At 61.5% G+C, this 14,969-nt stretch carries 11 protein-coding genes; 2 read left to right on the forward strand and 9 right to left on the reverse strand.

The genetic code is table 11. The features are described 5' to 3' along the window. Positions 1–192: hypothetical protein (locus tag QNJ86_RS02035; RefSeq protein ID WP_283830905.1), on the forward strand; the 192-nt coding region annotated here is incomplete at its 5' end. A 214-nt stretch (positions 193–406) separates the two neighbouring features. Here QNJ86_RS02035 and QNJ86_RS02040 read toward each other — a convergent pair. The 5 genes from QNJ86_RS02040 to QNJ86_RS02060 all read right to left on the reverse strand — a co-directional run bounded on the left by QNJ86_RS02040 (position 407) and on the right by QNJ86_RS02060 (position 6,433). Then, complete coding sequence (locus QNJ86_RS02040) at positions 407–1,357, reverse strand: anti-sigma-I factor RsgI family protein (RefSeq protein ID WP_283830906.1); 951 nt, start codon at positions 1,355–1,357, stop codon at positions 407–409. Beyond that, positions 1,354–1,845: an RNA polymerase sigma factor gene (locus QNJ86_RS02045; RefSeq protein ID WP_283830907.1), complete on the reverse strand. Its 492-nt coding sequence runs from the start codon at positions 1,843–1,845 to the stop codon at positions 1,354–1,356. The genes QNJ86_RS02040 and QNJ86_RS02045 overlap by 4 nt, the downstream gene beginning before the upstream one ends. Before the next feature lie 14 nt (positions 1,846–1,859). Further along, positions 1,860–2,468 carry a hypothetical protein gene (locus QNJ86_RS02050; RefSeq protein WP_283830908.1) on the reverse strand — a complete coding sequence of 203 codons (609 nt, stop codon included), beginning with the start codon at positions 2,466–2,468 and terminating at the stop codon, positions 1,860–1,862. A gap of 111 nt (positions 2,469–2,579) precedes the next feature. Further along, the gene (gene tyrS / locus QNJ86_RS02055) at positions 2,580–3,791 is read right to left on the reverse strand and encodes a tyrosine--tRNA ligase (protein WP_283830909.1); all 1,212 of its coding nucleotides are present in this window, start codon (positions 3,789–3,791) and stop codon (positions 2,580–2,582) included. Between the two features lie 125 nt (positions 3,792–3,916). After that, complete coding sequence (locus QNJ86_RS02060) at positions 3,917–6,433, reverse strand: U32 family peptidase (RefSeq protein ID WP_283830910.1); 2,517 nt, start codon at positions 6,431–6,433, stop codon at positions 3,917–3,919. A 187-nt stretch (positions 6,434–6,620) separates the two neighbouring features. Between QNJ86_RS02060 and QNJ86_RS02065 the strand changes: the two genes are divergently transcribed. Next, positions 6,621–8,870, forward strand: coding sequence for a transglycosylase domain-containing protein (locus QNJ86_RS02065; protein ID WP_283830911.1), 2,250 nt, complete (start codon positions 6,621–6,623; stop codon positions 8,868–8,870). Between the two features lie 93 nt (positions 8,871–8,963). Here QNJ86_RS02065 and QNJ86_RS02070 read toward each other — a convergent pair whose 3' ends face one another. From QNJ86_RS02070 to QNJ86_RS02085, 4 genes are all read right to left on the reverse strand, one after another. Further along, on the reverse strand, positions 8,964–9,491 hold the full coding sequence (locus QNJ86_RS02070; RefSeq protein WP_283830912.1) for a hypothetical protein: 528 nt from the start codon (positions 9,489–9,491) through the stop codon (positions 8,964–8,966). A gap of 84 nt (positions 9,492–9,575) precedes the next feature. Continuing rightward, positions 9,576–11,897 carry a transglycosylase domain-containing protein gene (locus tag QNJ86_RS02075; protein WP_283830913.1) on the reverse strand — a complete coding sequence of 774 codons (2,322 nt, stop codon included), beginning with the start codon at positions 11,895–11,897 and terminating at the stop codon, positions 9,576–9,578. Positions 11,898–12,091: 194 nt separating this feature from the next. Beyond that, the gene (gene argH / locus QNJ86_RS02080; protein ID WP_283830914.1) at positions 12,092–13,486 is read right to left on the reverse strand and encodes an argininosuccinate lyase; all 1,395 of its coding nucleotides are present in this window, start codon (positions 13,484–13,486) and stop codon (positions 12,092–12,094) included. Positions 13,487–13,498: 12 nt separating this feature from the next. Then, positions 13,499–14,833, reverse strand: a complete 1,335-nt coding sequence (locus QNJ86_RS02085) for an argininosuccinate synthase (protein ID WP_283830915.1) — start codon at positions 14,831–14,833, stop codon at positions 13,499–13,501. Between the last annotated feature and the right edge of the window lie 136 nt (positions 14,834–14,969).

Below are 14,969 nucleotides of genomic sequence, written 5' to 3' on the forward strand. Positions count from 1 at the left end.
TTCGCCGCTTGCCGTGGCGAGCAGCGCAAGGAGATACTTTACTCTCCCGTTTCCCTCTTGTCAAGAACTTTTTTCAAAACTTTCGAAGTTTTTTCGAGCGACTGCTTTGAAACAGCTTCCCGATCTTCGAACTTGAAACAAGCCCTTTTCGAAGAAAACGGCGCGCTCTCCTCAAGCGCGGGTTTTGTATAATACCCGTAAGGCAATGATCATGCAAGCGTTAATTTCAACTTTTTGCTTCTTTCTTTCCGCTATTTTGCGTTTTACCTGATCACAAGTTTTAGTACCATGATGAAAATGTGAATAGATGTGGCATGAACACACCTATGAGTGAATAACGCGGGGGATCGCCCCTGGGTTTACCTTGTTCTGTGAGGGCACAGAACAGCGTGAAAGAAGTACCCCTTTAATTAGTAGGCTCCGCAGAGGCACCTTGTCCACGGCCGCGTCCGTCCTGGGCGCCCCTTCCTTGGCCATGGCCCTTGCCCGCGTGATGACCCTCGCCCACACCGGAGCCCGTGCCCATTTCCGCGCCGGAACCCGCGCACGTAGAATTATCCGCTGCGGCTTCGGGGTCGAGGGCGGCAATGCGCACGCGCAGTTCGTGCATGCTGAGCGCGGCACAGTCTTCAAGGGTGACGGTACTGTCTAACTCCATGAGGCGCAGGGCTGCTTTATAGCGACCGCCACCCATACCGGCCGCGTGGGCTTCGTGGCGCGTCTGTTCGTCGAGGGTATGGCACGAGCTTTCGCACGGAAGGCTGCGCAGACACACGTCGCTTTGGGTTTGCAGCTGCGCGGCGCGGCTCTCGTCGTCGGACGTCACGCTTATCTCTATATAAGTAGTGTTGTTGAGGTAGGGCGCGAAGGCCTCGCTTGAGGTGAGTGCGTCCATGGCGTCGGGGTAGCGCTTCCCCACCACGGGTGCGGCGGCAAGCAACGCTTCGCCATCCTTATTAAGAGCGTGCGCGGACACCACAATGTCGAAGCGGTTCATGCCAAGCTCAAGCGAAGGGTTCACGTCGATGCCCACATGGGCCACTTCTTCAAAATAGAGACGCGAGCCGAAAAAGCCAACGGCCGCCACGGCGAGACAGGCTGCCAATGCGACGGCAGCGCGACGCCAGCGCACGACGCGGGGGCGACGGGGTGTCGGGGTGGCTGCGCCTGAGGTGTTGGTTTGAGAGGCTGCGTTCGAAGGATCGACAGCGGGTTGGCGCGAGGTAATGTCTTCCGTAGAGGGGGCGGAGGCGGACGCGGAAAGTTCGTCAATGGCGGCAAGGGTGCGCGCAGTCACTTCGTCGGGAAGCTCAATGGCGTTGAAGGCGTCGCGGACGCGGCGTTCGAGATCGCTCATGACAGGGCCTCCTTCAGCATCGTTTTGCCGCGCGCAATCCAGGAATAGACCGTGTTGACGGGGGCCTCGAGCATGTCGGCGATTTCCGGCGCGGAGTAGCCTTCGTAGAGGGAGAGGTAGAGCGGCGTGCGCGGTGGGTCGGTGAGCGCGTGAAGCGCATCGACCACTTCGCTTACGAATGAGGCAGGCTGCGCAGCTTCGTCTCGCGAGATGAAGCGGTCGGCGCACCCCACCTCGTCGAGGGGTGCATTGGTGCGACTGGCTGCTTTGAGCATGTCCTTACAAACATTGGTGGCGACGCGCAAAAGCCAGGCTTTGCGATGCTCTTCGTCGTTGAACGCCTTGTCGTCGGCCAGGGCGTACTTGACCATGGTGTCTTGGAAGGCATCCTGCGCGTCGGCAGAAGAGCGGAAGTACAAGACGCACACACGCCAGACTGCCGAACCGTGCGCCGCAATGGTGCACTCTATGTCATCATGCGGCCGCACGCTTCGAGGAACGACTAACGATTCCAGCAGCCGCCGTGACCGCCTCCGTGATGGCCGCGACCTTGGCCGTTGCCGTAGCCGTATGCGCCACTACCCTGGCCGTTGCCATGGCCGTGCCCGGGGCAGGTGCCGTTTCCATAGGAGTCACACACGCCGTCACCGTTTGCGTCAACGTAGCCGGGGCAGGAACCGGTTGTGCTGCCGCAGGTGTCGCACGCGCCGTCGCCATTGGCGTCAATCCAGCCAGCGCACCCACCTTGCGGGCAAGTTCCCTCGGTGCGGTTGTCGCATACACCATTGTTGTCGGTATCGACGTAACCCGGGCAGGTTCCTGTGGCGCTTCCGCAGGTGTCGCAGACGCCGTTGCCATCGGCATCGACGTAGCCGGCGCAGGGGGCGGCAACCGGCGTGGTTTCAACCCGGTTGACGGCAGCTGCCACTTCATCCATGAGGGCAGGCGCGGGGGTGGCAGGCACTTCGTGCGCAGCTGGTGCCGCAGCGGGCGCGTTAGAGGCGGTGGGAGTGGGCGCCAAGCCGTGGAAGCCGGCAGCGAATGCCAGAGTGGGCACGGCGAGCGCGACGAGGGCGATTGCCGCCACAAGTGCGATAGTTCTTTTCTTCATTGAAGGATCCTCCTTGACCGTTCGTTCGTCTGTACAGAACTAACACGAACGAGCGGGGCACTTCCTTGCAGGAAATTTGAAAAATTTTCCTGCAAGGTGCTGTGCGGTGCGCTAGATAAGCTTCATGAACTTGCGCTTGCCCACTTGGAGCGTGGCATCCTTCAGCAGGGAGGGCTCCACGTTGTAGGACTTTGCGGGAAGCGCTTCGCCGTTCACTTTGACGCCACCGCCATCGATGAGACGGCGCGCTTCGCCTGCACTGGCGGCAAGACCTGCGTCGGCCAAAAGCTTCGCCAGATATACCATGCCCTCGTCGTTGGGCGTGAGATCGGCGGCGAACTCCGGAATGTCGTCGGGCACGGCGTGCTGCTTGAACACGAGGTCGAACTGTTCCTCGGCAGCCTGCGCGGCGGCCTCGTCGTAGTAGGCGGCCACGATGTTTTGCGCGAGCGCGCGCTTTACCTTATTAGGATGCAGTTCGTCAGCGGCCAGACCGTGCTCGATTTCGTCGATCTCATCCACCGGAAGCGCCGAGGCCAGGCGGTAGTACTTCACCATGAGTTCGTCGGGAATGGACATCACTTTGCCGAACATGTCGGCGGGCTCGTCGGTGAGGCCGATGTAGTTGCCGTAGCTCTTCGACATTTTTTGCACGCCGTCGGTGCCCTCAAGCAGCGGAAGCGTGAGGCACACCTGCGGCTCCATGCCCATTTTCTCCATGAGTTCGCGGCCGGCGAGCAGGTTGAACAGCTGGTCGGTGCCGCCCAGTTCCACGTCGGCTTTGATGACCACCGAGTCGTAGGCCTGCATGAGCGGGTAGAGGAACTCGTGGAGACTGATGGGGAGGTTCGAGGTGTAGCGGTTGTGGAAGTCGTCGCGTTCGAGAATGCGGGCCACCGTGAAGTTGCTGGCCAACTTCAGCAGACCCTCCATGTTGAGGGAGAGCAGCCACTCGGAGTTGTAGCGCAGCGTAGTTTTCTCGGGATCGAGAATTTTGAACGCCTGATCGACGTAGGTTTGCGCGTTGATTTTGATTTGCTCGGAGGTGAGCTGAGGGCGCGTGGAGTTGCGGCCGGACGGGTCGCCGATGAGGGCCGTGCCGTCGCCGATGATGAGCGTAACGCCGTGACCGAGGTCTTGGAACTGGCGCAGCTTGCGCAGCGGCACCGCGTGACCCAGGTGAATATCGGGCGCCGTAGGGTCTACGCCCAGCTTGATGTTGAGGGGCTTTCCGCGCTTGAGTTTCTCAAGCAGCGCGGATTCCGGTACGATTTGAGCAGCGCCGGAAGCGATGGTGTGAAGTTGTTCTTCGGCTGATAGCATCGGTCTCTCTTTCCTTACCTATATATAGGTAGCGATTCTAGCATAAAAGCAGACAGGTCCCTCAAAGTCGGCGCTTCGCAGCATCGAGCCGTTCCGCTGTTCGGCAGAACGGCAGAACGGCAGAACTAGGACACTCCGCGGAAGAGGTGGCCGCTGGTAGTGCCCGGCACTTTTGCGAGGGAGTTGCCATCGCGCTGGGCGACGTCACGGGCGCGAACGGCACGGGCGACGGCTGCCGCGGCTTCCTCAGTATTCATGAGAGTGGTGTCCACCATGAGGGCCGACACGCCAGCGGCAATAAGATCGGGTACCGCATGCACCACGTCGAGCGCCACGCCGTTGTAGAGGTGGCTACGGCCGAGCGCGTCGGTGACCACGGGGAACTCATAGTCTTTGCGATCCTTCAGATAGTGGGGGCTCTTGCGGCGCACGCACTCATCGCAACGTTCGTTGCAGGGGCCCTGGCTCATGAGCAGGCAGTGCTCGCACACCATGAGTTCTTGCGCGCCCATGATGACAAGGCCGAGCGCCACCGGCGCGTCTTCCGCAAGATCAGCAATCTGGCCCAGTGTTAACTCAGGCGAAAGCCACACGCGCTGCACGCCCAAGTCGGCTGCCGTCCTGAGGGCCAGGCGGTTCGTGAGCGGCAGGTGCGGGCCTGCTTCCACCTGAGCGCCGAGCGCCGTAGCGCGCACGATGGAACCCAGGCTGTCGGCGAACACCGGCTTGTCTGGTTTGACGTAGCGCCAGGGGTCGAAGTCCATGAGTTCTTCGCGCGTGCCGGGCAGCGGGTCGTGGTCGACGACAGGCAGCGCCGTGACGCAGCGGTTGGGATAGCCCGCCTGCTCGGCCGTACCGGTGCGCTGACCAGCTACCACCGCTTCGCCGCGCTTGTAGTTGAGGGCAGGCACGTACACCACCTCAGCACCGGCGCGTTTCGCGGCACGCGTGCACGCGGGGTTTGTTGCCCACGCGGTCACCATGCAACCCGGGGCCTGCGCCGGGGCGTGGTGTTCGCGCTCGTGCACGCGCGGCAAGATGCGGTCGCGATAGGGCGCGAGCAGGCGAGCGGCCAGGTTATCGAGCGCAGCGGTGCGCACCTTATGTAGTTGGGAGAACCCGATGCCCACGCCTTCGTCCAAGTCCACCTTGAGATCCACCAGTTCGAAGGGGGTCTGGCCCAGTCGATCAACGTGTGCGCGCACATCGGCGGCTGTAACCGCCTTCGTGCGAGCAGCTTCCACGACGGGGCCTTCCGCTTCGCCCACCAGCGATGCGTGGCTGCCCTCGCCTGCGTCGGCGCGGTAAAACTCCATACGCAGGGGCTCGCCGATGTGCAGGTGCACCGACCCTACAACCGCCATGCGCGGAGCAAGTGCATCGTCGGCAAAGCCGCCGGCTGCGTTACGTACGCGGAACACGCGATCACCCTTGCCAACAGGGCGCTGCGGGGATGTGCGCACATACCCAGCCTTGTCGCGCGACAGCGGGCCGAGCGTGTGGGCGAAGTGACCCTTGTTGGTCCAGAACTCCACGACGTCGCCCTCGTGCAGTTCCTCTTCGGCAGCGATGGCGGCCACACCGTCGCGCACGGAGGCAACACGCCCCACGAAGACGCCGCGATTGTTCGGCCGACCGTAACTCATGATGTCGTTGTCGCGCTTGCCCTGGAGATACGCCGTGGTGAAGCCGCGCGAAAACGCCTCTTCGAGCGCCCGGCGTTCCTCGGCCGTGGCGCGCAGGCCCGCAGCTTCGGCTTCCTGCCCTTCGGGCGCGCGACCCTCGGGAGAAGCGTGCTTCGCGGCCAGCACGCGGTTGAGCACCGCCCGGTAGGCCGACGTGACGACGAACACGTAGTCGGCCGACTTCATGCGGCCCTCAAGTTTGAGCGATGCCGCGCCGGCATTTACCAGTTCAGGCAAAAGGTCGATGGCGCACAAGTCCTGCGGCGAAAGCAGGTGCTCACCCGGCGCGGGCAAACTGCCGCGCGTCGCGCGGTTGCGCAGTTCATAGGGCAGGCGACACGCCTGGGCACACAGCCCGCGGTTCGCCGAGCGCCCGCCAATCATCGACGACATGAAGCACTGCCCGGAGTAGCACACACAAAGCGCCCCGTGCGCGAAGGCTTCAACTTCTACGCCCAACTCGGTGCCAACCTGGGCCAGGTGCGCAATTTCTGCCAGCGATAGTTCGCGCGCCAGCGTCACACGGCGTGCGCCTAGCGCGGCGGCAGCCTCAAGCCCTGCCGCGTTATGGGTGTTCATCTGGGTTGATATATGCAGGCGCGCCTCGGGCAACGTGCGCGTGAGCTCAGCTGCCACACCGATATCCTGCACGATGAAGGCATCGGCACCTGCGCGATACGCCTGACGGGCGCATTCGAGCGCGCGGGGAGCCTCGGAAGGCAGCACAGCCGTGTTCAGCGTGACGTACACCCGCACGCCGCGCAAATGCGCGTAATCGCACGCTTCCGCAAACGTCTCCGCTGTGAAATTGTCGGCATTGCGACGGGCATTAAAATCCTCTAGCCCCAGGTAGACCGCATCGGCACCGGCCGTTACTGCCGCATGCAGCGCCTCGATGCTTCCGGCGGGTGCCAGCAGCTCCACCAACCCCTGGCTCGTCTCACTTTTGTTCGTCATGTAGGTCCTCATACCGTATTCTTGAGGCTGCTCCGAAGCTTTACCCATACGAGCAGCCGTTTTGTGATGTTTTCCTTCCGCATGTCAGCTACGTTACCCTTCGGTAACGGCCGTATGCTAGTATACTTGAACCATGAAAATACGGCGAAAACAGCGCGAAACGCGCACCCATGCCGCGAAGTGGCTTGTGCTCGTTGCCGTAGCGGCTCTCTGCTTCGTGGCCTACCAGGGCGTTCAAGGCGTGCTCCATGTCATCGACGAATGGACGCAAGACCTTCCCAGCTTGGAGAACACCGACGCGTTCAACTACGCCCGCGACTCGCACATGTTCGCAGCTGACGGCACTACGATGCTCGCCGAATTTCAGCTGGAAAAGCGTGACCCCGTCACCTACGATCAGATAAGCGACTACGTTCTGGAAGGCACCGTCGCCACCGAGGACGTGCGCTTTTACCAGCACACCGGCGTGGACATTCCCGGTATTGCGCGCGCCGTGCTGGTGAACCTGGGCGGCGGTGCCTTGGAGGGCGCCTCCACCATTACCCAGCAGCTCGTGCGCAACACCGTGCTGTCGCAGGAAGCTACCGAGATTTCGTTCGAGCGTAAGATTCGCGAAGCTCAGCTGGCCCTTGACCTGGAGAAGGTGCACACCAAAGAAGAAATTCTCGTGCTGTACCTCAACACTATTAACTATGGTGATGGCTGCTACGGCATTGAGGCGGCGGCGCAGAACTACTTCCAGGTGTCCGCAAAGGATCTCACGCTGACCCAGGCGGCCACGCTTATTGGCATTCCACAGTCGCCCACGTACTTGAACCCCAAGGAGAACCCAGAGGCGTGCCGCCAGCGCCGTAACGTCGTACTGGACCGCATGCTGACCGCCGGCAGCATCACGCAGGCCGAACACGATGCTGCGCAAGCGGAGGACCTCGTGCTGAACCCGGCGCCTCCTGCGCCTGATCAGGGTATTTACAACTACCACTTCTTCACCAGCTACGTGCGCAACCTGCTTTTGAATGACGGTGCAAAGTACGGGCTGTCCGACGGCGACCTGTTTGAGGGCGGCTACACTATTTATACGACGCTCGACCCCGCGTTGCAGGACAAGGCCGAAGCTGCGTGCGCCGACCAGCGTGCAAACATGGCGGAGGATTTGGATGCCGCTCTGGTGGCGGTGGATCCGTCGAACGGGTACGTGAAGGCGCTTGTGGGCGGCAAAGATTTCCAGGCCAGCCAGGTTAACCTAGCCACCGGCGGCGGCGGAACGGGCAGGCAGGCGGGTTCATCATTTAAGGCCTTCACGCTTGCGGCCGCCATTCAGATGGGCATCAGCCCGCAGACGCTTATCGATTGCACCTCCCCCATGACCTTGCCCGACGGCACGCGTATCGAAAACTTCGGCAATACGAACTACGGAGTGCGCTCCATTCAGCGCGCGACGGCGGTGTCGTCGAACACGGGCTATATTCGCTTGGCACAGGAAATCACGCCGGAAGCTATCGCTGAGATGGCTGAGTTGGTGGGCATTACCAGCACGCTCAACCCCGTGCTGACGCTGACCGAAGGTACGTCGGAAGTCACGCCGCTTGAAATGGCCAGCGCATATGCCACCTTCGCCGCCAATGGCGTGAAACATGAGGCCACCGCTATTACGAAGATCGTCGATTACGAAGGCAATGTGGTGTATGAGGCGCCCCAAGACGGTGAGCAGGTTCTTTCCGAAGAAGTGGCGGGTGCGGTGACGAAGGTGCTGCGCACCGTGTTTGAAACTGGCGAGGGCACTGCCTCCGGATACGGCCCGTCGAACGGTCAGCCCGTTGCCGGCAAGACCGGCACGACGGAAAACTTCGCCGACCACTGGCTGGTGGGCTACGCGCCGCAACTGGCATGCGCTGCGTGGATTGGCAATCCGGCTGGCAACATCCCAACGGACTCCACGCTCACCTGCAACTGGTTGTGGCAGAACTTCATGTCGCGCGCGCTTGAGGGCCAGGCCATTGTGCCCTTCCCCACAACGAAGGATCCCACGTACGACAACGAGTTTAACAAGAAGCAAAATGACAAGCTGAGCGACAAGAGTGACGAAGCGAAGGACCCCACGAAAGCTCCTGACCTGACCGGACGTACGCTGGAAGAGGCGCGTCAGCTTCTCGGTGGCTATAAGGTGTACACCATCGATGAGTACTCCGACACGGTACCAGCGGGAACTATCATCAGCCAGTCGGTGCAGGGCGATCGACTTCTGCTGCATGTGTCAGCCGGGCCCAAGCCCGTGACACCCGATCCCACACCGACACCACCACCAACGCCTGACCCAACGCCAACACCCGATCCCACGCCAGATCCGCCGACGCCTGACCCTCCTCCTACGCCTGACCCGCCGAACCCCGACCCGCCTACGCCGACGCCGCAACCAACGCACGCGGGGCAGGAATAACGAGAGCATGAAAAGACCCGCCGAGTGATCAGGCGGGTCTTCTTTTAGAGGGTGCTATTTGTGGCGATGCAGACCTTACTTCTATCCCAGGTCTTACTTCTTATCTTCTTTACCGTTCAGTTCGTTGGCTTTGTTATCGCCGGACTGGAGTTTGCCGATGCCTTCGTCGTAGGACTTCTTGATGTCGGCAATGCGGCTGTCATAGGTTGACCAGTCGAAGGGCTGCGCGTCGGTGGCGCTTTCAATCTCGGTGTAGAGTTCAATGTAGGCGTTGAGCGCGTCCTTCAGCTCGTTCGTGCCGTCTACGTATTCTTTCTGGATATCCTTCATCTGATCGGGCACTTCAAGCTTGTTCAGATCGTCGAGTGCCTTGTAGGCATTGTCCGCCTGTGTACGCATACCCACCACATCGTTGCGTGATACTGCATCGGCGAAGCCATCGAGGCGGCTCTGCAAATCTTCCATCGTCTGGTTGACTTGGGTCATGTAGTGGCGATTCTCCGCCTGTTGCTTCGTGGCCGCCGTTTCCTGAGCGGCGCAGCCGGAAAGCGTTGCGACGAACAACACGCCCGCGCAGAGGGCGCAGATGAATTTGGTAAACGTACGATGTTTCATGGGCATCCTACTTCCTTATCGTTGAGGCGCCCGCCCAGGTAAGGGGCGGGCGTCGTCGGTACCTGTGCTGTCGCGGCAGGGTGGAACCGCTTATTCAGTGGGTTCCGGGGCTGGCACGAATGCCGGTGGTGTGGTACCACCCGATCCGCCGCCCGAACCGCCACCGGATTCTCCACCCCCCGAGCCTCCGCCACCTGAGCCGCCTTCGCCACCAGGCGTGGTGCCACCACCGTTGGGCGGGTCGCTGCCTTCTCCCCCTGTGTTGCCACCAGGGGTATCGCTTCCGCCGGGCGTAGTTCCCGGCGTATCACCCGGATTGGTGTTACCACCCGGCGTTTCTCCGGGCTTGTCAGTACCACCGGACGGATCCGTTGTGCCAGGCGTTTCGCTGCCCGTAGGCTTATCGGTAGTATTCGAATCGTTGTCAGACGAACCTGAGTTGGACGAACTGCTTGAACTATAATACCCGCCCACGTGATACGTGGAGTTGGAGAACGACTGATACACCGGGTCAGAGGCATACGGGAAGTCCTCGAGAGGCTGGCCCTGCAAGGCCTCGCTCACGAAGTTGCGGAATACATCTCCCGCGCCAGTGTGCTCGGGAACTTGCGTGTCGTTCTCGGGGTCTCCCAACCAGATAGCCACGGACAGCTGGGGCGTGATGCCACAGAACGTGATATCCAGGTAATCGCTGCTGGTGCCCGTCTTTGCCGCCACGGTCTGACCGCTTGGCAGATAGGCGTCGGTGCCCGTACCTTCGTAGCTGCTGACAACGCCCTTCATCACTTCGGAGGCGGCGTGGGCAACCTCGGGCGAGATAACCTGGTCGCCCGCCGGGGCCGAGTTGTCCGTCACACGACCCGAACTGTCGACGATTCTCAAAATGGGTGTGGGGTCATGGTGCACGCCAGCGTTTGCGATGGTGGCGTATGCGCCGGCCATGTCGAGCATGGTCACGTTATGTGTTCCGAGCGTAAGCGACGGATCTTCGTCGCTGAGGGGCGAAGTGATGCCGAGCCTACGGGCCATATCGGCCACCTTATCAACACCAACAGCCATTTCTAAGCGAACAAAGCCCGTGTTCGACGATACGGCGAAGGCGCGCGCGATGCTGCGCGTACCGTAGTTGATGTTATCGATGTTCTGCAGCGGGATACCATAGCCCTGAATGTTCGCCGGCGACGAGCAATCAACCATGGTCTGGGGCGAGATTCCCTGCTCAAGGGCTGCCAACAGCGTGAATGTCTTAAACGACGAGCCACAGGGACGTCCTCCCCCGCCGCCGGTGCCCGTGGCAAGGTTCACCTGGCTGGTGTAATAATCCTTGCCGCCTACCAGCGCTTTAATGTGACCCGTCGCCGGGTCCACCGCCACCAGCGAGCCATCGATAGACTCGGGCATCGTTTCCAGCTTGGCAGCAACGGCCGCTTCGGCCTGCTGCTGCATGGTCAAATCGAGCGTGGTAGTGATGCGCAAACCGCCCTTGAACACCTCGTTCACCGAGTACTTGTACGGGCCATCGGGGTCGGTGAGCAAGTCGCGCACGTAGCTGGCGAAGTAGGGATACATCACAATGCCGTCATTCGAGGGCACCGTGGGGTTCAGCACGAGCGGTTCGGCCTTGGCGGCCTCATGCTCCTGAGGCGTGATGACGTTGTTCGACTCCATGCGCTCAAGCACCACGTTGCGGCGGGCAATGCAGTTGTCCGGGTTGTCGATGGGGTTGTTGTACGACGGCGACTGCGGAATACCGATGAGCGTGGCCGCCTCGGCAATAGTGAGGTCGGTAGCATCCTTCGAGAAGTAGCGCTGCGAGGCCGCCTGGATACCGTGAGCGCCCGAGCCGTAGTTGATAGTGTTGAGATACATGAGCAGTATCTCGTCCTTGGAGTAGCGTTCCTCAAGCTTCACGGACAGATACATTTCGCGCACCTTGCGCTTAAGCGAGATGTCATCCATTTCCTCGGCAAGGATGGTATTGCGCACGAACTGCTGCGTGATGGTGGACGCGCCCTCACGGCCCGAACCGGTGATGTTCACCACGAGCGCGCGGGCGATACCCCACAGGTCGAAACCGCCGTGCTCGTAGAAGCGCTCGTCCTCGGTGGCGACGGTACCCTTCTTCACATAGTCGCTCACCTCGTCAAGGGTGACGGGTTCGCGGTTCTCCAGCTGGAAGCGGGCAAGCAGCGTTTTGTCGTCGCTCGCGTACACCTCCGAGGGCATGGCCGTGTTGAATGCATCGGCGTCCTCGTAGTCGGGCAGGTCCTGTAACCAGGACGAACCGAGGGCGTACACACCTACCCCACCGGCAAGAATGACGGCGGCAAAAACCGTAACTATGACAAGCAGCGCGATGGATGGATGCTTCTTTTTCGCGCTGGGCCTGTTCTTTATGGAACGTGAAGCCACGTGAACACCTCCAAAAAACTCCCGACATTGTATCATCGGGCCCCGACACCCCTTATATCCTCACAAGTTTGTTGGAAAAAGGTCACACGGGCCAGGGGGGTCAACGGAAAGGTGTAGGAGGATTGCCCGCACAGAGGTGATGAAAAGACGAAGGGCCGGGCTGTTAGTTCGCCCGGCCCTTCGAGAAAGGTGCGCTAGTTTGAAACGGTGGTTTCATCAGTGGAGAGAACGGCCTTCGCCTGCGCCAGTTGCTCGGCCACAGCGGCGTTGCCGGTGCCGCCAATGGTGGTGCGGGCGGCCACGATGGCTTCCAAGTCGAGCGACGACACGATATCAGCCTCGAAGAGGTCGCTTTCAGCCTGGAAGTCGGCCAGCGTGAGGTCTTCCAAGTCGCAGCCGCGCTGTTCGCACAGCAGCACCAAATGCCCCACCACCTCGTGCGCCCGGCGGAACGGCATGCCCTTTTTGGCCAGGTAGTCGGCCACATCGGTGGCGGCCAGGTAGCCCTTCTTCGCCTGGGCGCGCATGTTCTCAGGCTTGATGCTCATGGTTTCCACCATGCCCGCCGCACACACAAGGCACTCTTCCAGCGTCTTGGCGGCGTCGATGGCGCCTTCCTTGTCCTCCTGGAGGTCCTTGTTGTACGCGAGCGGCAGTGCCTTCATGGTGACGAGCAGCGCCACGAGATCCCCCACCACGCGACCTGTTTTACCCCGGATGAGCTCGGCGAAGTCCGGGTTCTTCTTCTGCGGCATGATAGACGAACCCGTGGAGAACGCGTCGGAAAGCTCCACGAAGCCGAACTCGGCGCTTGACCAGAGCACGATTTCCTCGCACAGGCGTGACAGATGCATGCACGACACGCTGCAGGCGTAGGACAAATCCAGCAAGAAGTCGCGGTCGGACACCGCGTCAAGCGAGTTCGGAATGACCCGGGCGAAGCCAAGCGCCTCCGCCGTCATCTGGCGATCGAGCGGATACGTGGTGCCCGCGAGCGCCGCGGAGCCAAGCGGGCTCGCATCAGCCGCGCGCCGGGCGGCGGCCAGGCGCTCGAAGTCGCGCGCGAGCATCCACGTGTAGGCCAGCATGTGGTGCGCGAAGAGCACCGGCTGGGCGTGCTGCAAGTGCGTGTAACCAGGCATGATGATGTCCGGGTGTGCCTCAGCCTGGACGATGAGCGCGCGGCGCAGCGCGACGTTCGCCTCCATGAGGTCGGTGCAGCGCGCCTTCGCAAACAGGCGCGTGTCGGTGGCCACCTGGTCGTTGCGGCTGCGGCCCGTGTGCAGGCGAGCGCCCGCGTCGCCGATGTCGGCGATAAGCGCGCGTTCGACCGACATGTGAATGTCCTCGTCATTGATGTCGAACGCGAAATCGCCCGTCTCGATGCGCTCCTTGATGCGCGCGAGACCCGCCGCGATGGCGTCGGCGTCATCCTGTGAGATGACGCCTTGCGCCGCCAGCATGCGCGCGTGCGCCGTGGAGCCCGCGATATCCTGCGCGTAGAGCGCCTTATCCACCGGCAGCGACGCGCCGAAGCGCTGCGTGAACTCGCTCACGCTCTCGGTGAATCTGCCTGACCAGAGTGCCATCGTGCTCCTTCCCTACGCCAGAATGGCTTCGGCTTCTTCAACGACAGCCTGCGCACCCAGCGGGGTGATGTCCTCGTACTTACCTTTCTTCAGCGGGCCGGCCTGCTTCTCGGCGTCGAACAACTCAGCCGGCGCGCCTTCCTGCCTGCGGTTCTTGGCCCACGTCTTCGTGGACAGACCGTGCAGGTCGATGAAGCCCTTGGCGGCGGCGTGATCGAACGCGTCGTCCTTGTCGTAGGTGGCCAGCGCGTAATCGTAGAGCGAGTAGGCGCTCTTGCGGCCCACGACCGTGCAGGAGCCCTTGTAGAACTTCAGCTTCACGGTGCCGTACAGGCAGCGCTGCGTGGAAGCGAGGAAGGCGTCGAGGGCTTCCTTAAGCGGGGAGAACCACTGGCCGTTGTAGACTGCCTTCGCCCAGGCTTGTTCGATGCCCAGCTTGTAGTGCAGCACTTCGCGCTCCAGCACCAAGTCCTCAAGTGCTTTGTGCGCCTGAATGAGCGCCAGACCTGCGGGAACTTCGTAGCACTCGCGGCTCTTCACGCCTACAAGCCGGTTCTCAATCATGTCGATGCGGCCAAAACCGTTCTTGCCAGCAATCTCGTTCAGGGCATAGATGATGCCGAGGAAGCTCTTCTGGTTGCCGTTAATCATGTAGGGGATGCCGCGCGCGAACGTGAGCTCCACGTATTCCGGCTGGTCGGGCGCGTCAATCGGGTCGGAGGTCATCGTGTAGATGTCGGTCGGCGGCTCGGCCCAGGGGTCTTCCAGCACGCCACACTCGATGGCGCGACCCCACAGGTTGTCGTCGATGGAGTACGGCGAAGCCTTCGTCGTGGGCACTTCGATGCCATGAGCCTGCGCCCACTCCATTTCCTCAGGCCGCGTGTGCAAATCCCACTCACGCACCGGCGCGAGAATTTCGATGTCGGGGTCAAGCATGGTGATGCTGGATTCGAAACGCACCTGGTCGTTGCCCTTGCCGGTGCAGCCGTGCGCGATGTATTTTGCGCCGAACTTGTGTGCGGCGTCCACAAGGTGCTTGGAAATGAGCGGACGCGACAGCGCGGAGACCAGGGGATACTTGTTTTCGTACATGGCGTTGGCAGCAAGCGCCTTCGACAGATATTCATTCGCGAACGTGTCACGCATGTCCACCACGAGGCACTCAAGCGCGCCGGACTTCAGCGCCTTCTGCTTGATTTTCTCCAGGCCCTCGTGCTCCTGCCCCACGTCACCGACGACGGCAATGACGTCGAGGTTCTTCTCGGTCTGAAGCCACTTGATGCAGCACGAGGTGTCCAGGCCGCCCGAGTACGCAAGTACAACTTTGTCCTTCTGATCTGCCATGATGATAGTTCCTTCCCAAAATTTTCTGCTGGTTTGCGATTATGCCCGGGTCTAACGATGGGTACGAGTCAACCTTGGGTCGGCACGCCGAAGGAGGCGGCTGGCACACGGGGTCCCGTGCTCATCGCGGCTTTTC

The sequence above is a fragment of the Gordonibacter faecis genome (assembly GCF_030077735.1).
Classification (GTDB): Bacteria; Actinomycetota; Coriobacteriia; order Coriobacteriales; family Eggerthellaceae; genus Gordonibacter; species Gordonibacter faecis.